Origin of the sequence: Pseudomonas sp. AAC, assembly GCF_000725445.1 — a bacterium.
In the GTDB taxonomy this organism is placed as follows: Bacteria; Pseudomonadota; Gammaproteobacteria; order Pseudomonadales; family Pseudomonadaceae; genus Pseudomonas; species Pseudomonas citronellolis.
This window is the reverse complement of record NZ_KL647094.1, coordinates 892,804-912,764: the sequence shown is the minus strand read 5'-3', so window position 1 is coordinate 912,764 and position 19,961 is coordinate 892,804. Positions and strand designations below refer to the sequence as shown.

Sequence of the window (19,961 nt, the reverse complement as noted above, 5' to 3'; positions counted from 1 at the left end):
GGGTATCGCAAGCTCAACCCATCCTACGAAAAGCCCCTCGGCGCGGCCGGTAAGACAGTTGCAGGGAAGCACGGGCGTAGGAGCGGACTTTGTCCGCGATTGGATTCACCGGCCACGCCGGACGTCCCGGTGGCACGAACGGCCCCTCTTCCGCTTGCGGGAGAGGGGGCTTTCTAAAGCTCTCGGGAAATCCGTAGGGCGGAGTCCGCTCCTACGGTTCAGGGAAGCCCCGTAGGATGGGTTGAGCGAAGCGATACCCATCACCCTGGCCCGATGGGTATCGCAAGCTCAACCCATCCTACGAAAAGCCCCTCGGCGCGGCCGGCAAGACAGTTGCAGAAAAGCACGGGCGTAGGAGCGGACTTTGTCCGCGATTGGATTCACCGGCTACGCCGGACACCCCGGTGGCACGAACGGCCCCCTCTCCCGCTTGCGGGAGAGGGTTGGGCTGAGGGCGCCCCGCTTAGCCCTTGCCCGAATGAACCGCATCAGGCACCCCGAGCCGGGTTTCCCCCACTGGCCCGGCGGCCGCGCCGGGGATCGGCGTCAGGCAGCGCAGCGGGCTGTTGCCGTTGCGCACCTGGCGCATCTTCGGCGCGCCGCCGAGCACCACCGCCAGGTAATAGACCCAGGCCAGCGGGCGGGGCATGCCGGCATTGCGCAGCATCCGCAGGAACAGGCGGTCGGCGCTGGCCTTGTCCAGCGGCGAGACGTTGAGGAACTGGTAGAGCGCGTCGTGCACCAGGCTGGCATGGTGCGCCACCGGCCAGAACACCTGCCTGCGGCGGATTTCGCCGTCGCGGATGCAGGCCACGTCTTCCAGGTGCTCCCACCAGTCCGGGGTGCCGAAGATCGCCAGCCAGTAGAAGGGCACCTTCGGCGAACAGCCATCCCAGGCGTAGGTGCGCGGCCGGTCGAAGTGGTAACGCACCTCGCCGCGGGCCAGGTCGACCGCGCTGTGCCCGGGGTTGACGATGATGCGCCCGTCGTGGATCACCAGCCATTCGCTATAGAAGAAGCGGCCGCGGGCCTCTTCGCAGAACACCGTCAGCGGGAAGTCGATGTAGTTGACCCAGGGGCCGGGCCTGTCGCGGCTGCAGAAGCCCCAGCGCTCCACCGAGGCTGCCCGCGCGGCACGCACGCGCCGCAGGCGCTCGCGGCGGCCGACCAGTTGCGGCAGCAGCACGCCCAGGTACACCGGCAGCGCGCCGGCCAGCAGGTATTGCAGCAACAGCGGCTGCAGCAGCCAGGCCAGGCCCAGCAGAAGCAGGCCGAGCAGGGTGACCAGCAGGTTGGCGAGGTGGCGCAGCAGCGGGCGCTGCAACGGGGGAACGGCTTGCATGGCATCCTCCGTGATGTCGGGATGCCATTGTGCCATTATCGTTGGCCGGCTTCAGTCGACCTGTCGCCATTGCGCCAGCAGTTGCCGGTGCGCCGCCAGCGCCGCGGGCTGCACGCTGGGCCGCAGGCGCAGCTCGGCGCCCGGCAGGCATTGCGCCAGGCGCGCCAGGGCCCTGGGGCTGAGGGCGCCCAGGCGCGGGTAGCCGCCGATGGTCTGGCGGTCGTTGAGCAGCACGATCGGCTGGCCGTCCGGCGGCACCTGCACGGCGCCCAGGGGAATGCCCTCGGAGATCATCGGCCGGCCCAGGTACTGCAACGCCGGGCCGAGCAGGCGCATGCCCATGCGGTCGGCGCGCTGGTCCAGGCTCCAGGTGGCGTCGAAGGCGTCGAACAGGCTCTGCCCGGCGAAGTCGCCGGCCTGGGCGCCGAGCACCAGTTCCAGCTCCGCCGGGCCGTCGTAGCGCGGCTGCTGCTGGGCCTGCATATGGCGCTGCGGGGGCGTTCCGCCGGCGGCGCGCAGTTCGTCGCCGGCCATCAGTGGCTTGCCCTGGCCGTCGAGGCCGCCGAGCCCTTCGCGGACGACGGTGGCGCAACTGCCCAGCACCGTCTCGCCGAGGAAACCGCCGGGCGCCGCCAGGTAGGCGCGCACGCCGCTGCGCGGCTGGTGGAAGGCCAGGCGTTGGCCGCTGCGCAGTTCGAAGGCCTGCCAGGGCGCCAGCGGCTGGCCGTCGATTTCCGCCGCCAGGTCGGCGCCGGCCAGGGCCAGGCGCACGTCGGCATGGGCGCGCAGGGTCACGCCGCCCAGGGGAATCTCCAGCACCGCCGCGTCCAGGCGGTTGCCCAGCAGCCAGTTGGCCCAGGCCTGGGCTTCCCAGTCCAGGGCGCCGCCCTGGGTCACGCCCAGGTGGCGCACGCCGAAGCGGCCGCCGTCCTGCAGCTGGGCCAGCGGGGTGCTCTTTTCCACGTGGAGGATTTTCATGCCTGGCCCTCCTCGGCGGGCATGGGCGTGTCGTCGCCGCCCAGGCGGATGAATTCGGCGCGGTCGATGGCCTCGAAGCGCACCCGGTCGCCGGGCTGCAGCAGGCTGTAGCCGTCGCGCCCGCGGTCGAACAGGCGCGCCGGGGTGCGCCCCAGCAGGTTCCAGCCGCCGGGGGAGGCCAGTGGGTAGGCGGCGGTCTGGCGCTCGGCGATGCCGACGCTGCCGGCGGCGACGCGCTGCCGCGGGGTGGCCAGGCGCGGGGTGGCCAGGGCCGGCTCGACCAGGCCCATGAAGGCGAAGCCCGGGGCGAAGCCGAGGGCGAACACCTGGTAGGCGCGGCCGCTGTGGCGGCGGATCAGCTCGGCCACGCCCAACCCGGTGTGCCGCGCCAGGCGCGCCAGGTCGGGGCCGACGCTGGGGTCGTACCACACCGGCAGGACCTGCTCGCGGCTGTTCTCGCCGGCCAGCGGCTGCAGGCCGTCGAGGGCGGCGAACAGGCGCTCGCGGATCGCCAGCGGCTCCAGCCGCAGCGGGTCGAAGCGCAGCATCAGGGTGGTATAGGAGGGCACCAGCTCCAGCAGCTCGTCGCCGAAGACCGCGCGCAGGCGCTGCGCGGCGGCCAGCAACCAGGGCATGTTGGCTTCGTCGATGGCGTCGAACAGGCGCAGCATGTAGCTGTCCAGGGCGACCACTTCCAGGCGCGGCCTCATGCCGGCACCAGGGCGCCGAGGGCGGCGCGCAGCTGGCGCACGGCCTCCACCGAGCCGGGGTTGTCGCCGTGCACGCAGATGCTGTCGGCGCGCAGGCGCAGCGCGCTGCCGTCGCTGGCGCCGAGCGCCTCGCCGCGGGCCAGGGTCAGCGCCTGGGCGATCACCTGGCGGCTGTCGTGGTGCACCGCGCCGGGCAACTGGCGCGAGACCAGGTGGCCTTCGGCGGTGTAGGCGCGGTCGGCGAAGGTCTCGAACCACAGGCGCAGGCCGAACTCGGCGGCCATGGCCAGGGCGCCGTGGTTGTCGCGGGTGGACAGCAGCATCAGCGGCAGCCCGCGGTCGTAGGCCGCGACCGCGCGCATCACCGCGCGCAGTTGTTCGGGCTTGCGCATCATGTCGTTGTACAGCGCGCCGTGCGGCTTGACGTAGCTCACCCGGGCGCCCTGGGCGCGGCAGATGCCGTCGAGGGCGCCGATCTGGTAGTGCAGCATGTCCTCGATCTCCTGCGCGCTGCATTCCAGCGAGCGACGGCCGAAGCCGAGCAGGTCGGGGTAGCCGGGGTGGGCGCCGATGCGCACGTCGTGCTCCAGCGCCAGGGCCACGGTGCGGCGCATGCTGCCGGGGTCGCCGGCGTGGTAGCCGCAGGCGATGTTGGCGCAGTCGATGTACGGCATGACCTCGGCGTCCAGGCCCATTTTCCAGGCGCCGAAGCTTTCGCCGATGTCGCAGTTGAGCAGGGGGAGGTGCATGGTCGTCCTCGAAGGTCGCTGCGGTTCAGGGTTCCAGCTGCTTGCCGCGGGTTTCCGGCAGGCTCAGGGCGGCGAGGATGACCACGCCGTAGGACACCGCGGCGAAGCCGCCGATGCCCAGGCCCAGCGGCACGTGCTGGCTGATCATGCCGATGAGCATGGGGAAGAGCGCGGCGATGGCGCGCCCGGCGTTGTAGCAGAAGCCCTGGCCCGAGCCGCGGATGCGGGTGGGGAAGAGTTCGGTGAGGAAGGCGCCCATGCCGCTGAAGATGCCCGAGGCGAAGAAGCCCAGGGGGAAGCCCAGCCAGAGCATGGCCGCGTTGGGGATTGGCAGCTGGGTGTAGAACAGCACCACGATGAACGAGCCGACCGCGAACAGGATGAAGTTCTTCTTGCGCCCCAGCAGGTCGGTGAGGAAGGCGCTGACCACATAGCCGACGTAGGAGCCGAGGATGACCATGGCCAGGTAGCCGCCGGTGCCGAGCACGCTGAGGTGGCGCTCGGTCTTCAGGTAGGTCGGCAGCCAGGAGGTGATGGCGTAGTAGCCGCCCAGGGCGCCGGTGGTGAGCAGCGAGGCGCGCAGGGTGATGCTGAGCATGCCGGGGGCGAAGATTTCGTGGAAGCTGGTCTTTTCGTTGCTTTCCAGGGCCTTGGCGCGCTGGTAGACCTCCGGCTCCTTGACCAGGCGCCGGACGAACAGCACGAACAGCGCCGGCAGCAGGCCGAGGAGGAACAGCGAACGCCAGGCATACTCGGGCGGCAGCACGCTGAACAGCAGGGCGTAGAGCAGGGCGGTGACGCCCCAGCCCAGCGCCCAGCCGGACTGCACCAGGCCCACCGCCTTGCCGCGGTCGCGGGCGCGGATCACCTCGCCGATCAGCACCGCGCCGGCGGTCCACTCGCCGCCGAAGCCGAAGCCCATCAGGGTGCGCGCGATCAGCAACTGCTCGTAGTTCTGCGCCAGCCCGCAAAGGAAGGTGAAGAAGGCGAACCACAGCACCGTCAACTGCAGGGTGAGGACGCGGCCGATGCGGTCGGAGAGAATGCCGGCAACCCAGCCGCCGGCGGCGGAGGCCAGCAGGGTGAGGGTGTGGATCAGGCCCGCCTCGCCGGTGCCGATGCCCCACAGGGCGATCAGCGTGGGAATGACGAAGCTGAGCATCTGGGTATCCATGCCGTCCAGGCCGTAGCCGATCTTGCAGCTCCAGAAGGTCCGTCGTTCCTGCTTGTCCAGGTCACGGTACCAGCCGAAATAGCTGCCGCTGCTCACGTCGAGGGGGACGGCCGGGCTCGCCTGCTTTTCCATGGGGGATCTCCGCTCTTGCGTTCTTGGAATTGTTCTAGCGGCCGGTACCACATCTCGCCGTCGCCTGGGCCCGGATTCTTCGAGGCGCGGGGGCATGCGTCCAACTAATTTATGCGGTCGCCGGTGACAAGAATTTCCGATACCCGCCCCTGGCGCGGAATTCGCGGTGCCGGCGGGGCGGGGTTATGCTTGCGCGTCCCCGTCCGGTACCGGCCATGAACCTGAAATTCCTCGAGACCTTCGTCTGGGTCGCCCGCCTGAAGAGCTTCCGCCTCACCGCCGAGAAGCTCTTCAGCACCCAGGCCGCCATTTCCAGCCGTATCGCCGTGCTCGAAGGCGATCTGGGCGTGAAGCTGTTCGTCCGCGATTCCCGCGGCGTGACCCTGACCCCCGAGGGCCACCAGGTGCTGGAGTACGCCGAGCGCATGCTCGACACCGCGCAGTCGCTGCGCCAGGCCATAGATGCCGGCCGCGTCGGCCAGGGGCGTATCCGCATCGGCGCCATGGACACGGTCATCCACACCTGGCTCAGCCCCCTGGTGGCACGTGGCATGGAGCGCTTCCCGGACCTCGAGATCGAGCTGATGGCGGACACCGCGATCAACCTCGCCGAGCAGTTGCGCAAGGGCTACCTGGACCTGATCTTCCAGACCGACGCCATCCGCCACGAATCGGTGCTCAATCTGGAGCTGGGCAGCTACCCGCTGCGCTGGGTGGTGCCCCGGGGCTCGCCCTACGACCGCGACTACACGGGGCTGGAGGACCTGTTCCGCGAGCGTGTGCTGACCTTCTCCAAGCATTCGCGGCCGCATCTGGACCTGCTCACCATGCTCCAGGCCCGCGACGTCAGCCTGCCGCGGCTGAACTGCGTGAACTCGGTGGCGGCGATGACGCGCCTGGTGCGCGATGGCTTCGGCATAGGCGCGCTGCCGCCGGCCCTGGTGGTCCAGGAGCTGGAGCGCGGCGAACTGCGGGTGCTGGACGTGGAGCCGTCGCCGCCGGAGCTGCCATTGGTGGCCTCCTGGCGCGGCGGCAGCGGCCTGGAGCTGGTGGAGCAGGTGGTGGAAATGAGCCGGACGGTGCTCGCCAACTACGCGGCCGGCGCCGGCGAGTCGCGCATCGTGCTGCTGCCGGCGGGCCGCTGAATCAATTTTTCCGATGCCCAGGGGCGGAAACTATTTGTTGGACGGCCTCGGCGCCGGCCGACTAGAACGGGGGCCTTGCCCACCATCAGGAGACCGCCGATGACCCCGGCCCAGCACCACGATCTCGCCTCCCTGAGCCCCCTCGAACTGCGCCGGCTGATCCGCCGTGGCGACTACGCCGGGCACACCAGCGGCCTCGGCCAGCGCCACCTGCAGGCCAACATCGTGATCCTGCAGCGTTCCTGGGCCGACGAATTCCTGCGCTTCTGCGTGCTCAACCCGCGCGCCTGCCCGCTGCTGGACGTCACCGAGCCCGGCTCGCCGCGCTTGCACAAGCTCGGCGTCGACATCGACGTGCGCAGCGACGTGCCGCTGTACCGCGTGTATCGCCGCGGCCAGCCCCACCGCGAAACGAGCGACATCGGCGAGCTGTGGGAGGCCGACTTCGTCGCCTTCGCCATCGGCTGCTCGTTCTCCTTCGAGCAGGCGCTGCAGGACGAAGGCATCGCCCTGCGCCACATCGAGCAGGGGCGCAACGTGGCCATGTACCGCACCCATCTCGCCAACACCCCCTCCGGGCGCCTGGCCGGCCACATGGTGGTGTCGATGCGCCCGCTGAAGGCCGCCGACGCGGTGCGCGCCAGCCAGATCACCGGGCGTTTCCCGCTGACCCACGGCGCCCCGGTGCACATCGGCGACCCGGCGTTGATCGGCATCGCCGACCTGCAAGCGCCGGACTACGGCGAGCCGGTGGCCCTGGCCGCCGATGAACTGCCGGTGTTCTGGGCCTGCGGCGTCACCCCGCAGGCGGTGCTGGCCGAGGCCGAGCCGGAGCTGTTCATCACCCATGCGCCGGGCTGCATGCTGGTCAGCGACCTGCTCTACGGCCAGCTCTGAGTCCCGCGCCCAGGGCGCCTGTTGCGGGGGAAGCTCGGCTGCCTGGGCGCCCCCGCTACCCTTGCATGCCCGCTACCGCGCAGGCGCTGGGCCAGGCCATCCACGCCTGGCCCAGCCCGCAGGCGGCACGGATAACGGAGCGTTTCCCGGCGTGTTACCGGCCACCTTAGGCCGTGCAGCCTGCTCGTTGCCTGGTTTGTCGCTGTTACCGCCGGGGCGCTGGGTAGCCTTTCGCTAGTACGCTGCTCCATTTGGTAACGCCCGCCCCGTAGTGAGGCATGTGGGGCCGGCACTTCCCCCGGAAGAGCGGATTTTTTCCTTCCCAACGCCATTTTCAGTCGGCCTTCTTATTAATTGGCATCAGGTTTGATTACTCGTAACGGAAAGATTGTTGAACAATCACCGTGCGAGGGCTTCACCATGAAACAGCGATTTGCAGGCAAGGCGGGCTGGCTGGCGGCACTGGCGTTGCTCGGCGTACTGGCGCTGGCCGCACCGGCCATGGCGGCGGTAACCGGCACCCTGGAGACGGGCCGCTTGAGCATAGGCTCGGACCTCACCTACCCACCCTACGCTTACCTCGAACAGAGCCAGCCCGCCGGCTTCGACCCGGAGTTCATGAGGGCGTTGGGCAAGCAGTTGCAGCTGCAGCCGGAGTTCCGCGACACCCGCTTCGCCAACCTGGTGATGGGCGTCAACGCGCGGCGCTTCGACGTGGTCGCCTCGGCGCTCTACGTCACCCCCGAGCGCGCCCGCCAGGTGGACTTCCTGCCCTACCTGAAGAGCGGCGCCTCGCTGATGGTGCGCAGCGACGACGACTTCCGCCCGCAGCGCGCCGAGGACCTGTGCGGCAAGCGCGTGGCCTCGATCAAGGGCGGCTCGTGGATTCCCAGGCTGCTGGAGGTCTCGCGCGACTACTGCGTGGCCCAGGGCAAGCCGGCGATCCAGTCGCGGGAATTCCCCACCTCGCCCGAGGCCGCCCAGGCGCTGCTGGCCAAGGCGGTGGACGTGCAGTTCGAGAACGCCGCGGTGGCCAAGATCACCGCCGAGAAGCTGCAGGGCCGCCTGCAGATCGCCTCCCGCGAGCTGATCTACCCGGTGGTCATCGGCCTGGCCGTGCGCAAGGGCAACGGCGAACTGCTCGACGGCCTGCGCCAGGGCTTCGAGGCCATGAAGCAGGACGGCGAATACCAGGCCCTGCTGGCGCGCTACAACCTCGCCGAACCGAGCGCGGCGGACGTCGCCCAGGCGCTGGGCAACTGAACCGACGACCGGCCGAGCAATACGGAGCAAGAACATGCATTTCGATTGGCACTATGCCCTGGGCCTGCTGTGGAACGCCGATTTCTGGCGCGCGGTGGGCACCGTGGTGGAGTTGAGCCTGGAAACCTGGCTGCTGGGCATCGTCCTCGGCTTCCTGGTGGCCCTGGCCCGGCAATCCTCGCGGCGCTACCTGCGCGACGCGGCGGCGCTGTACATCTGGTTCTTCCGCAGCCTGCCGCTGCTGGTGCTGCTGATCTTCGTCTACAACCTGCCGCAGGTCTTCCCCGGCACCAGCGCACTGCTGTCCAACCCCTACGGCGCCGGGCTGATCGCCATGGTCCTGAGCGAGACGGCCTATATTGCGGAAATCCACCGCGGCGGCCTGCTGGCGATCGCCAAGGGCCAGCTGGAGGCCGGCAAGGCGCTGGGCATCGGCTACCGCGGCGTGCAGTGGCTGATCGTGATTCCCCAGGCGCTGCGCGTGGCGTTGCCGACCCTGGCCAACGAGTACATCACCATCGTCAAGCTGACCTCGCTGGTCTCGGTGATTTCCCTCAGCGAAATCCTGCTGGTCGGCCAGCAGCTCTACACGCAGAACTTCCTGGTGATGGAGACCATGCTGGCGGTGGCCTTCTACTACGTGTTCATCGTCACCGTGTTCAGCTACCTGCTGCGGCGCCTGGAGAACCACCTCGACGTCACCCGCCGGCAGCCGCGCCCGGTGCCGGTCGGCGAGCTGCCGGCGGTGGTCTCGCGGCGCAGCGGGGCCAGCGCCGGGCAGGGCGCCTTCGCCCTGCAGGTGCGCGGGGCGCGCAAGCACTACGGCCAGTTGGAGGTGCTCAAGGGCATCGACCTCGACGTGCGCTGGGGCGAGGTGGTGTCGATCATCGGCCCCTCGGGTTCGGGCAAGACCACCCTGATCCGCACCCTCAACGGCCTGGAAGTGCTCGACCAGGGCGAGGTGACTCTCTGCGGCAAGCCGTTCCTGCGCGGCGCGCGCGAGCCGGGCGGGCCGCTGGGCAACAAGGTGCACATGCAGGGCATCGTCCAGGTCGGCATGGTGTTCCAGGGCTTCAACCTGTTCCCGCACAAGACGGTGCTGGAGAACGTCATGCTCGCTCCGCACCACCATGGTCACGCCGACGCCGCCGAGCTGCGCCAGCTGAGTCTGGCGCTGCTGAACAAGGTGGGCATGCTCGAACACGCCGGCAAGTACCCGCACCAGCTCTCCGGCGGCCAGCAGCAGCGCGTGGCCATCGCCCGCGCGCTGGCCATGCGCCCGGCGGTGATGCTGTTCGACGAGCCGACCTCGGCGCTGGACCCGGAGCTGGTCGGCGACGTGCTGGCGGTGATCGAGGAGCTGGCCAAGGAGGGCATGACCATGGTCATCGTCACCCACGAAATGAACTTCGCCTTCCGCCTGTCCGACCGCGTGGTGTTCATGGAGGCCGGGCGCATCGTCCAGGCTGGGCCGCCGCGCGAGCTGCTGGAGCAGCGCAGCGAGCGCATGGGGCGGTTCCTCAAGGACGTCCAACTGGCCTGAGGAGGGCCGCAGATGAAAAACAAAGACGCCGGCGGCCTGTCGCTGTCGGCCCAGGTCGCCAACGAACTGCGCGAGGACATCATCGGCGGGCGCCTGCTGCCGGGCATGGCGCTCATCGAGAGCGAGCTGGTTAAGGGCTACAACGCCTCGCGCAACACCATCCGCGAGGCCCTGCACCAGCTCGGCCGCGAGGGCCTGGCCACCTACGTGCGCAACAAGGGCGTGATGGTGCGCCGCCTGGGCCTGGCCGAGGTGCGCGACATCTTCCTGGTGCGGCGCACCCTGGAGCTGCAGGCGATCCTCGCCAGCAAGCCGCTGCGCGAGTACCAGTCCGACCGCATGCTGGAGGCCATAGAGGCCGCCGAGCTGGCCCAGGACCGCGAGGACTGGCAGGCCTTCGGCACCCACAGCCTGCACTTCCACCAGCACATCGTCGGGCTGATGCGCAGCCCGCTGTTCGACGAGTTCTTCGCCAACGTCGCGGCGCAGATGCGCCTGGTGTTCTCCCTCGCGCCCAACGAGGAGAACTTCCAGCGCCCCTGGATCGACCGCGACCGGCACATCCACGACCTGCTCGGCGCCGGCCGCAAGCACGAGGCGGCGGAGGCCATGGCCAGCTACCTCGAGGATTCCGAAAACGCGCTGCTGGACCTGCTCGGCACGCCCCACTCCCTCTGAACCAGGAGACACCGAACATGTACAAGGACTATCCCGCCGCCTACCAGGCCAACAAGGGTTCCGCCCTGCAGGTGGACAAGGCGTTCTACGACCGCCTGCGCGAGGACAAGGGCGCGCGCAGCCTCATCGAGCAGTTCGAGGTGCCGATCCGCACCGGCCGCGCCTGGAAGGTGCCGGCCGGGCACCTGTTCCGCGTCACCACCCCGGTCGGCCCGCAGGTCGGCGACTTCAACGTGTGGAACGCCAACGACCCGCGCGAGCGCATGTGGGCCGCGCGCACCCGCCAGCTGCAGGGCGCCCACGTCAGCACCTACGACCGCCTGTGGTCGAACCTGCCGTTCCTCCGCCCGCTGCTGACCATCACCGACGACAGCCTGGCCGCCTACGGCATCGACGAGCACGGCGGGCGGGTGCACGACCTGCTGGGCACGCGCTGCGACCCCTACGTCAACAAGATGCTCACCGGCGAGGACTTCCACCACCACTGCCACTCGAACCTGACCCGCGCGGTGCTGCCCCACGGTCTCACCGAGTTCGACGTGCACGACGTGCTGAACATCTTCCAGTGCACCGGCCTGAACCACGATGACATGTACTTCATGAAGGCCTGCCCGGCGAAGCAGGGCGACTACCTGGAGTTCTTCGCCGAGATCGACGTGCTCTGCGCGCTGTCCACCTGCCCGGGCGGCGACCTGTCGCTGCCCATGTGGGGCCCCGAGGCGCAGGACCCGCTGAGCGTCTGCCGCCCGCTGGGCGTGGAGATCTACCGCGTCGAGCCGGCCCTGCTCGAAGGCTGGCAGCCGCCGCAGCGCGCGGCCTACGACGGCCTCCACGGCCTGCGCCTGCAGAAGCCCGACTGGGAGCGCTGAGCCCGCCGCGACGGGCGTGCCGGCCGGCGGCCGGCACGCCCCGTTACCCCTGCATGAACGAATATGTCGCGGCTTGGTAATCCCATTGCCGCGCCGTCTCGTTAAGCTCCGCAAGTGAATCGTGACCGGGCGGTCCGGCCGCCTACCTGGATGCTTCCCCTGCCTGGATTAATGCCCAGCATCTGCTGAACTTCATCGGAAGACGGTGGCCCGGCGCCACTCCCGGGGCGATTCGCAGCTCGAGAAAGCCCTTGCTTCACCCAATGACAAGCCAAGCGGAGCATTGACCATGGCGTTCTTCACCGCGGCCAGCAAAGCCGATTTCCAGCAGCAACTGCAATCGGCCCTGGCGCAGCACGTCGGCGAAAAGGTGCTGCCACAAGTAGCCCTGTTCGCCGAACAGTTCTTCAGCCTCATCTCCCTCGACGAATTGACCCAGCGCCGCCTGTCCGACCTGGTCGGCTGCACCCTGTCCTCCTGGCGCCTGCTGGAGCGCTTCGACCCGGCCGAGCCGGAAGTGCGCGTGTACAACCCCGACTACGAGAAGCACGGCTGGCAGTCCACGCACACCGCCGTGCAGGTGCTGCACCCGGACCAGCCGTTCCTGGTCGACTCGGTGCGCATGGAGCTGAACCGCCGCGGCTACAGCATCCACACCCTGCAGACCACCGTGGTCAGCGTGCGCCGCAACGCCAAGGGCGAGCTGCTGGAAGTGCTGCCGAAGAACAGCCAGGGCAAGGACGTGCGCCATGAGTCGCTGATGTACCTGGAGATCGACCGCGCCTCCCACGTCGGCGAGCTGCGCACCCTGGAGAAGACCCTGCTGGAAGTGCTGGGCGAGGTGCGCCTGGCGGTGGCCGACTTCCCGGCCATGCGCGCCAAGGCCGAGGAACTGCTGGCCTGGCTCGGCAAGTCCAAGGCCAAGGCCCGCGCCGAGGAGACCGCCGAAGTGCGCGCCTTCCTCGAATGGCTGCTGGACAACCACTTCACCTTCCTCGGCTACGAAGAGTTCACCGTGGTCGACGAGGCCGACGGCGGCCGGGTGAACTACGACGAGAAATCCTTCCTCGGCGTGACCAAGCTGCTGCGCACCGGCCTGAGCAAAGAGGAACTGCACATCGAGGACTACGCGGTGGCCTACCTGCGCGAGCCGCTGCTGCTGTCCTTCGCCAAGGCCTCGCACCCCAGCCGCGTACACCGCCCGGCCTACCCGGATTACGTGTCCATCCGCGAGATCGACGCCAAGGGCAAGGTGCTGCGCGAATTCCGCTTCATGGGCCTGTTCACCTCCTCGGTGTACAACGAGAGCGTCAGCCAGATCCCGTCGATCCGCGGCAAGGTCGCCGAGGTCGAGCGCCGCTCCGGCTTCGACGCCAACGGCCACCTGGGCAAGGAGCTGGCCCAGGTGCTGGAAGTGCTGCCGCGCGACGACCTGTTCCAGACGCCGGTGGACGAGCTGTTCGCCACTGCCATGGCCATCGTGCAGATCCAGGAGCGCAACAAGATCCGCCTGTTCCTGCGCAAGGACCCGTACGGCCGCTTCGCCTACTGCCTGGCCTACGTGCCGCGCGACATCTATTCCACCGAGACGCGGATCAAGATCGAGCAGGTCCTGCGCGAGCGCCTGAAGGCCAGCGACTGCGAGTTCTGGACCTTCTTCTCCGAATCGACCCTGGCCCGCGTGCAGTTCATCCTGCGGGTGGACCCGAAGACGCGCATCGACATCGACACCAAGCTGCTCGAGGAAGAGGCCATCCAGGCCTGCCGCTCCTGGCAGGACGACTACGCCGCGCTGGTGGTGGAGAACTTCGGCGAAGGGCAGGGCACCAACATCCTCGAGGACTTCCCCAAGGGCTTCCCGGCCGGCTACCGCGAGCGCTTCGCCCCGCACTTCGCGGTGGTCGACCTGCAGCACCTGCTCAGCCTGTCCGACGCCCGCCCGCTGGTGATGAGCTTCTACCAGCCGCTGGCGCAGAGCGAACAGCAGCTGCACTGCAAGCTGTACCACGCCGACGCGCCGCTGGCGCTGTCCGACGTGCTGCCGATCCTCGAGAACCTCGGCCTGCGCGTGCTCGGCGAGTTCCCCTACCGCCTGCGCCACGCCAACGGCCGCGAATACTGGATCCACGACTTCGCCTTCACCTATGCCGAAGGCCTGGACGTGGACATCCAGCAGCTCAACGAAATCCTCCAGGACGCCTTCATCCACATCGTCAACGGCGATGCCGAGAACGACGCCTTCAACCGCCTGGTGCTGACCGCCAGCCTGCCGTGGCGCGACGTCGCCCTGCTGCGCGCCTACGCCCGCTACCTCAAGCAGATCCGCCTGGGCTTCGACCTGGGCTACATCGCCAGCGCGCTGAACGCCCACGTGGACATCGCCCGCGAACTGGTGCGGCTGTTCAAGACGCGCTTCTACCTGGCCCGCAAGCTCACCGCCGAGGACCTGGAAGACAAGCAGCAGAAGCTCGAACAGGCGATCCTCAGTGCCCTGGACGACGTCCAGGTGCTCAACGAGGACCGCATCCTGCGGCGCTACCTGGACCTGATCAAGGCCACCCTGCGCACCAACTTCTACCAGCCCGACGCCGCCGGCCAGAACAAGAGCTACTTCAGCTTCAAGTTCAACCCCAAGGCGATCCCCGAGCTGCCCAAGCCGGTGCCCAAGTACGAAATCTTCGTCTACTGCCCGCGGGTGGAAGGCGTGCACCTGCGCGGCGGCAAGGTCGCCCGCGGCGGCCTGCGCTGGTCCGACCGCGAGGAGGACTACCGCACCGAAGTGCTCGGCCTGGTCAAGGCCCAGCAGGTGAAGAACGCGGTGATCGTCCCGGTCGGCGCCAAGGGCGGCTTCATCCCGCGGCGCCTGCCGGTGGGCGGCAGCCGTGACGAGATCCAGGCCGAGGCCATCGCCTGCTACCGCATCTTCATCTCCGGCCTGCTGGACATCACCGACAACCTCAAGGAAGGCGAGGTGGTGCCGCCGGCCAACGTAGTGCGCCACGACGAGGACGACCCCTACCTGGTGGTGGCCGCCGACAAGGGCACCGCGACCTTCTCCGACATCGCCAACGGCATCGCCGCCGAGTACGGCTTCTGGCTGGGCGACGCCTTCGCCTCCGGCGGCTCGGCCGGCTACGACCACAAGGGCATGGGCATCACCGCCCGCGGCGCCTGGGTCTCGGTGCAGCGGCACTTCCGCGAGCGCGGCATCGACGTGCAGAAGGACAGCGTCACCGTCATCGGCATCGGCGACATGGCCGGCGACGTGTTCGGCAACGGCCTGCTGATGTCCGACAAGCTGCAGCTGGTGGCCGCCTTCAACCACCTGCACATCTTCCTCGACCCCAACCCGGACCCGGCGGTGAGCTTCGCCGAGCGCCAGCGCCTGTTCAACCTGCCGCGCTCGGCCTGGTCGGACTACGACGCCTCGCTGATCTCCGCCGGCGGCGGCGTGTTCCCGCGCAGCGCCAAGAGCATCACCCTGAGCCCCGAGGTGCGCGCGCGCTTCGACATCCAGGCCGAGCGCCTGACCCCCACCGAGCTGATCAACGCGCTGCTCAAGGCGCCGGTCGACCTGCTGTGGAACGGCGGCATCGGCACCTACGTCAAGTCCAGCAAGGAAAGCCACGCCGACGTCGGCGACAAGGCCAACGACGCCCTGCGCGTGGACGGCCGCGAGCTGCGGGTGAAGGTGGTGGGCGAGGGCGGCAACCTGGGCGTGACCCAGCTGGGCCGCGTCGAGTTCGGCCTCAATGGCGGCGCCTGCAACACCGACTTCATCGACAACGCCGGTGGCGTGGACTGCTCCGACCACGAGGTCAACATCAAGATCCTGCTCAACGAGGTGGTGGCCGCCGGCGACATGACCGGCAAGCAGCGCAACGTGCTGCTCGCCGAGATGACCGAGCAGGTCGGCGACCTGGTGCTGGGCAACAACTACAAGCAGACCCAGGCGCTGAGCCTGGCCGAACGCCGCGCCCGCGAGCGCATCGCCGAGTACAAGCGGCTGATGAGCGACCTGGAGGCGCGCGGCAAGCTCGACCGCGCCCTGGAGTTCCTGCCCACCGACGAGGCCCTGGCCGAACGCATCGCCGCCGGCCAGGGGCTGACCCGCGCCGAGCTGTCGGTGCTGATCTCCTACAGCAAGATCGACCTCAAGGAATCGCTGCTCAAGTCGCTGGTGCCGGACGACGACTACCTCACCCGCGACATGGAAACGGCCTTCCCGCAGACCCTGGTGGCCAAGTTCGGCACGGCCATGCGCCGGCACCGGCTGAAGCGCGAGATCGTCAGCACGCAGATCGCCAACGACCTGGTCAACCACATGGGCATCACCTTCGTGCAGCGCCTGAAGGAGTCCACCGGCATGACCCCGGCGAATGTCGCCGGCGCCTACGTGATCGTCCGCGACGTGTTCCACCTGCCGCACTGGTTCCGCCAAATCGAGCAGCTCGACTACCAGGTACCGGCGGAAGTCCAGCTGACCCTGATGGACGAACTGATGCGCCTGGGCCGCCGCGCCACCCGCTGGTTCCTGCGCAGCCGCCGCAACGAGCAGGACGCCGCCCGCGACGTGGCCCACTTCGGCCCGCGCATCGCCGCCCTGGGGCTGAAGCTCAACGAACTGCTCGAAGGCCCGACCCGCGAGCTGTGGCAGGCGCGCTACCAGGCCTACGTCGACGCCGGCGTGCCGGAACTGCTGGCGCGCATGGTCGCCGGCACCAGCCACCTCTACACCCTGCTGCCGATCATCGAGGCGGCGGACGTCACCGGCCGCGACCCGGCCGAAGTGGCGCGCGCCTACTTCGCCATCGGCAGCGAGCTGGAGCTGACCTGGTACCTGCAGCAGATCAGCAACCTGCCGGTGGAGAACAACTGGCAGGCGCTGGCCCGCGAAGCCTTCCGCGACGACCTCGACTGGCAGCAACGGGCGATCACCGTCTCGGTGCTGCAGATGCAGGACGGCCCGCAGGACATGGGCGAGCGCGTGGCGCTGTGGATCGACCAGCACCGCGAAATGGCCGAGCGCTGGCGCGCCATGCTGGTGGAACTGCGTGCCTCCACCAGCACCGACTACGCCATGTACGCGGTGGCCAACCGCGAACTGCTGGACCTGGCGCAGAGCAGCCAGCACGGCGCGAGCGTCGCCGCCTGACGCCCGCCGGCTGAGCCGGTCGTTGTTCCCGAGCCCCGCCTTGTGCGGGGCTTTTTTTGCCCGGACGTCAGGCGTGGAGCTGCCTTGCCGCTTTTCGTAGGATGGGTTGAGCCTTGGCGAAACCCATGCGGCCATGGCGATGGGTATCGCTTCGCTCAACGCCATCCTACGACGGCCCCATCCACACCATTTCCATGTAGGAGCGCGCCCTGCGCGCGAATCGCGGGCAGGGCCCGGGCACGGCTTCTCGTAGCGGACCTTGTCCGCGATGGCCAGACATATCGGCGCGGTTCGCGGATAAGATCCGCTCCTACCCCACGCCCACCTCCGAATCCACCTGTAGGAGCGCCCCCTGGGCGCGATTCGCGGGCAGGACCCGGGCACGGCTCCTACGAGGAAATGCCACCCGGCGAATCCGCTTGAGATCCTTTCGCGTTTTACCCTATTTCGAAATGTTTGGTTACATTTCTGATCGCTCTTTCAGAAGGAGCGGCTATGGTCAATGGCTATTAGCCATCTCTCGACGGATTTTCCGGAAGACAGGAATAAATGTCGATATTTATCGATATTCAGGGGCCCGAATGGCCTGTATGGCTAAGCCGTAGCTTGCCTCCGTCAAAAAATCGCTTCGCCAGGTTTTGCCCTTGTTCGTCAATTTACTGGCTTTTATCCGGATAGGCTGGGCGGATTGCTGTAGGACGTCAGCGTTTTTTCGCGAACGGCAGTTGACTAAATTCTGACGGAAAGCTTTTCTTCTCGCCTCAATGTCAATAAACCGGCATGCGGCGGCTGCGTCAGTTATCGACAGAGTGTCGGCTTTCGCGCGGCTTCCATGCAGTTAGGGATGATTGCTTCGTGCTGTCCAAGACCTCCTTGTCCTTTCTCGCTTCGCAGCTTCTCCAGCGACGGCTCCCCATGGGCGGTTGCCTGGCCGTGCTGCTGCTCGGCAGCGCCTGGGCCCAGGCCGCCGAGGATTACGACCAACTGGTGCGCGAGGCCCGCGCCGGCAATTACCAGCCGGCCTTGCAGCGCCTGCGGCAGAGCCCCGACGACCCCGCGCCCGCGCGCCTGGACGATCACCTGATCATCGCCGGCTGGGCGGGACTGGACGAGGAGGTGCTGCAAACCTACCAGCGCCATCCTCAGGCGCGGTTGTCCAGCGGCGCCTGGGCCTCGGTGGCGCGGGCCTATCGCAACCTCAAGCGCTGGCCCCAGGCATTGGAGGCCTACCGTCGCGGCCTGGCCGCCTACCCCGGCGACCAGGTCCTGCTGCAAGGCCAGGCGATGACCCTGGTGGATGCCGGGCGTGGCGCCGAGGCGCTGCAGAAGGCCGCGGCCCTGGTCGCCGCCGCGCCGCGCGATGCCGAGCGGCGCCTGGCCCTGGCCTATGTCCACCAACAGATGGGCGAGCCCTATGCGGCGCTGTTCCAGGTGGACCAGGCCCGCCAACTGGCCCCGCAGCAAAGCCGTGTGCTCAGCGAATACGTCGATGCCTTGCAGGCCGCCGGCCTGCCGCGCCAGGCGCTGGCCTTCGGCGAGCGCCACCCCGGTGTGCTGTCGGCGGCGCAGCGGCGCAGCCTGCAGGCCGACCGCGTCGCCGAGCTGGTGCGTCTGGCGGAAGTGTCGCCCCTGCGCGACAGCGAGCGCTTCGTGGTCGCCGACCGGGCCATCGCCCTGGCCGACCAGTCGCTCGCGCAATGGGCCAGTGACCCGGCCGCGGCACAGGAGGTGCGCCGGGTGCGCATCGACCGCCTGGGCGGCCTCTATGCCCGGGCGCGCATGGCCGAGGTGGTCGAGGAATACGAACGGCTGCATGCCGAGGGCGTGGAGCTGCCGCCCTATGCCCTGCGCTGGGTCGCCGGCGCCAGCCTGTACCAGCGCCAGCCGGAGCGGGCCGCGGAACTCTACCGCCAGGTGATCGCCAGCGAGAACGACAAGGACAGCGACTGGATGGACGACCACCAGGGGCTGTTCTACGCCCTGGTGGAAAGCGAACGACTCGACGAGGGGCCTGCCCTGAGCGATGGCCTGGTGGCGCAGCAGCCGATGCGGCTGCATCCGCCGGGTATGGGCGTGGCCCTGCCCAACGACGACTGGCTGGAGGCCCGCCTGCTGCAGGCCAACGGCCGGCTGTACCGCAACGACCTGCCGGCGGCGCAGCAGGACTACGAAAGCCTGGTGGAAAGCGCGCCGGACAACTCGCGGCTGCGCACCGGCCTGGCCAGCACCTACCTGTCCCGCGGCTGGCCGCGGCGCGCCGAAGACCAGCTGAAGATCGCCGAAAGCACCGACCCGCGCGGCGTGGCCCTGGAAACCGAGCAGGGCATGGTGGCGCGCGAGCTACAGGAATGGCGGCAACTGGACCTGCTGGCCGACGACGTCATCCAGCGCTTCCCCGAACAGTTGCAGGCCCAGCGCCTGGACTACCTGCGCCAGGTGCACCACATGGCCGAACTGCGCATCAGCGCCTACGGCGGTCATGCCAATGGCGGCGAGGTCAACGGCAGCCGCGACCTGGGCTTCGACAGCGTGCTCTACAGCCCGCCCATCGCCGACCACTGGCGCCTGTTCGGCGGCGCCGGCTACGCCACCGGCGATTTCGAGGAAGGCACCGGGCACTATCGCTGGCAGCGCGTCGGCAGCGAATGGACCGGGCGCAACACCACGCTGGAGGCGGAGGTGTCGCACAACGATTACGGCGACGGCGACAAGCTGGGCCTGCGGCTGTCCGGCGTCCACGACATCGACGACCAATGGCAGTACGGCTGGAGCGCCGCGCGCCTGTCCCGCGAGACACCGCTGCGGGCGCTCAACAGCGGCATCCGCTCCGACCGTCTGGACGGCTACCTGCGCTGGCGCCAGAACGAGCAGCGCGAATGGCGCCTGGCCTATTCGCCCTCGCACTTCAGCGACGGCAACATGCGCCACGAACTCGCCCTCACCGGCAGCCAGCGTGTCTACAGCTCGCCCTACCTGGTGGCGGACCTCGGCCTGGAGGTTTCCGGCAGCCGCAACAGCAAGTCGGAGGACGTCCCCTATTTCAACCCGAAGTCGGACCTGCTGCTGCTGCCCAGCCTGAACCTGGAGCACACCCTCTACCGCCGCTACCAGACGCGCTGGACCCAGCAGGGCCAGCTCGGCGCCGGCAGCTACAGCCAGCAGCACCACGGCACCGGCGCCGTCGGCCTGCTCGGCTACGGCCAGCGCCTGAGCCTGGACGACCGCTTCGACGCAGGCTTCAACCTGTCCGCCGTCAGCCGCCCCTACGACGGCGACCGCGAACTGGACTACCGCCTGGTCTTCGACCTCAGCTACCGCTTCTAGGA

General features: G+C 68.7%; 13 protein-coding genes. 8 read left to right on the top strand and 5 right to left on the bottom strand.

Translation table 11 applies throughout. The features are described 5' to 3' along the window. Nucleotides 1-463 precede the first annotated feature (463 nt). From FG99_RS03755 to FG99_RS03735, 5 genes are read right to left on the bottom strand one after another with little or no spacing between them, the layout of a single operon-like run. Nucleotides 464-1,342 (bottom strand): DUF1353 domain-containing protein, encoded by an 879-nt coding sequence (locus FG99_RS03755; RefSeq protein WP_043267394.1) that lies wholly within the window; start codon nt 1,340-1,342, stop codon nt 464-466. 51 nt (nt 1,343-1,393) lie between these two features. Beyond that, the gene (locus FG99_RS03750; protein ID WP_043267392.1) at nt 1,394-2,320 is read right to left on the bottom strand and encodes a 5-oxoprolinase subunit C family protein; all 927 of its coding nucleotides are present in this window, start codon (nt 2,318-2,320) and stop codon (nt 1,394-1,396) included. Beyond that, entirely contained in the window at nt 2,317-3,030 is a 714-nt protein-coding gene (pxpB, locus tag FG99_RS03745; protein WP_043267390.1) for a 5-oxoprolinase subunit PxpB, read from the bottom strand. Before pxpB ends, FG99_RS03750 begins: the two co-directional genes overlap by 4 nt. After that, on the bottom strand, nt 3,027-3,779 hold the full coding sequence (locus FG99_RS03740) for a 5-oxoprolinase subunit PxpA (RefSeq protein ID WP_043267388.1): 753 nt from the start codon (nt 3,777-3,779) through the stop codon (nt 3,027-3,029). Before FG99_RS03740 ends, pxpB begins: the two co-directional genes overlap by 4 nt. Nucleotides 3,780-3,804: 25 nt before the next feature. After that, entirely contained in the window at nt 3,805-5,085 is a 1,281-nt protein-coding gene (locus tag FG99_RS03735; RefSeq protein WP_051878426.1) for an MFS transporter, read from the bottom strand. A gap of 215 nt (nt 5,086-5,300) precedes the next feature. On the opposite strand from FG99_RS03735, the gene FG99_RS03730 reads away from it, so the two are divergent. The 8 genes from FG99_RS03730 (at nt 5,301) to pgaA (ending at nt 19,959) form a co-directional block, all read left to right on the top strand. Next, nucleotides 5,301-6,230 carry a LysR family transcriptional regulator gene (locus FG99_RS03730; RefSeq protein ID WP_009621247.1) on the top strand — a complete coding sequence of 310 codons (930 nt, stop codon included), beginning with the start codon at nt 5,301-5,303 and terminating at the stop codon, nt 6,228-6,230. Between the two features lie 99 nt (nt 6,231-6,329). Further along, complete coding sequence (locus FG99_RS03725; protein WP_043267385.1) at nt 6,330-7,127, top strand: putative hydro-lyase; 798 nt, start codon at nt 6,330-6,332, stop codon at nt 7,125-7,127. Between the two features lie 420 nt (nt 7,128-7,547). Continuing rightward, on the top strand, nt 7,548-8,390 hold the full coding sequence (locus FG99_RS03720) for an ABC transporter substrate-binding protein (protein WP_043267383.1): 843 nt from the start codon (nt 7,548-7,550) through the stop codon (nt 8,388-8,390). 34 nt (nt 8,391-8,424) lie between these two features. Beyond that, complete coding sequence (locus FG99_RS33060; protein WP_043267381.1) at nt 8,425-9,933, top strand: amino acid ABC transporter permease/ATP-binding protein; 1,509 nt, start codon at nt 8,425-8,427, stop codon at nt 9,931-9,933. A gap of 12 nt (nt 9,934-9,945) precedes the next feature. Then, complete coding sequence (locus FG99_RS03710; protein WP_043267379.1) at nt 9,946-10,611, top strand: GntR family transcriptional regulator; 666 nt, start codon at nt 9,946-9,948, stop codon at nt 10,609-10,611. Nucleotides 10,612-10,628: 17 nt separating this feature from the next. Further along, a complete protein-coding gene (locus FG99_RS03705) occupies nt 10,629-11,480 on the top strand; it encodes an urea carboxylase-associated family protein (protein WP_043267378.1) in 852 nt (283 codons plus the stop codon). A 289-nt stretch (nt 11,481-11,769) separates the two neighbouring features. Then, nucleotides 11,770-16,635 carry an NAD-glutamate dehydrogenase gene (locus tag FG99_RS03700; protein ID WP_043267376.1) on the top strand — a complete coding sequence of 1,622 codons (4,866 nt, stop codon included), beginning with the start codon at nt 11,770-11,772 and terminating at the stop codon, nt 16,633-16,635. 915 nt (nt 16,636-17,550) lie between these two features. Continuing rightward, nucleotides 17,551-19,959 (top strand): poly-beta-1,6 N-acetyl-D-glucosamine export porin PgaA, encoded by a 2,409-nt coding sequence (pgaA, locus tag FG99_RS03695; RefSeq protein ID WP_051878423.1) that lies wholly within the window; start codon nt 17,551-17,553, stop codon nt 19,957-19,959. The last annotated feature ends 2 nt before the right edge of the window (nt 19,960-19,961 follow it).

Bases quoted from the DNA above. Each gene is read 5' to 3' on its own strand.
- FG99_RS03740 (WP_043267388.1), bottom strand. From the start codon at position 3,779: ATGCACCTCCCCCTGCTCAACTGCGACATCGGCGAAAGCTTCGGCGCC.
- FG99_RS33060 (WP_043267381.1), top strand. From the start codon at position 8,425: ATGCATTTCGATTGGCACTATGCCCTGGGCCTGCTGTGGAACGCCGAT.
- FG99_RS03755 (WP_043267394.1), bottom strand. From the start codon at position 1,342: ATGCAAGCCGTTCCCCCGTTGCAGCGCCCGCTGCTGCGCCACCTCGCC.
- FG99_RS03705 (WP_043267378.1), top strand. From the start codon at position 10,629: ATGTACAAGGACTATCCCGCCGCCTACCAGGCCAACAAGGGTTCCGCC.
- pgaA (WP_051878423.1), top strand. From the start codon at position 17,551: ATGGGCGGTTGCCTGGCCGTGCTGCTGCTCGGCAGCGCCTGGGCCCAG.
- FG99_RS03735 (WP_051878426.1), bottom strand. From the start codon at position 5,085: ATGGAAAAGCAGGCGAGCCCGGCCGTCCCCCTCGACGTGAGCAGCGGC.
- FG99_RS03700 (WP_043267376.1), top strand. From the start codon at position 11,770: ATGGCGTTCTTCACCGCGGCCAGCAAAGCCGATTTCCAGCAGCAACTG.
- FG99_RS03750 (WP_043267392.1), bottom strand. From the start codon at position 2,320: ATGAAAATCCTCCACGTGGAAAAGAGCACCCCGCTGGCCCAGCTGCAG.
- FG99_RS03710 (WP_043267379.1), top strand. From the start codon at position 9,946: ATGAAAAACAAAGACGCCGGCGGCCTGTCGCTGTCGGCCCAGGTCGCC.
- FG99_RS03730 (WP_009621247.1), top strand. From the start codon at position 5,301: ATGAACCTGAAATTCCTCGAGACCTTCGTCTGGGTCGCCCGCCTGAAG.
- FG99_RS03725 (WP_043267385.1), top strand. From the start codon at position 6,330: ATGACCCCGGCCCAGCACCACGATCTCGCCTCCCTGAGCCCCCTCGAA.
- pxpB (WP_043267390.1), bottom strand. From the start codon at position 3,030: ATGAGGCCGCGCCTGGAAGTGGTCGCCCTGGACAGCTACATGCTGCGC.
- FG99_RS03720 (WP_043267383.1), top strand. From the start codon at position 7,548: ATGAAACAGCGATTTGCAGGCAAGGCGGGCTGGCTGGCGGCACTGGCG.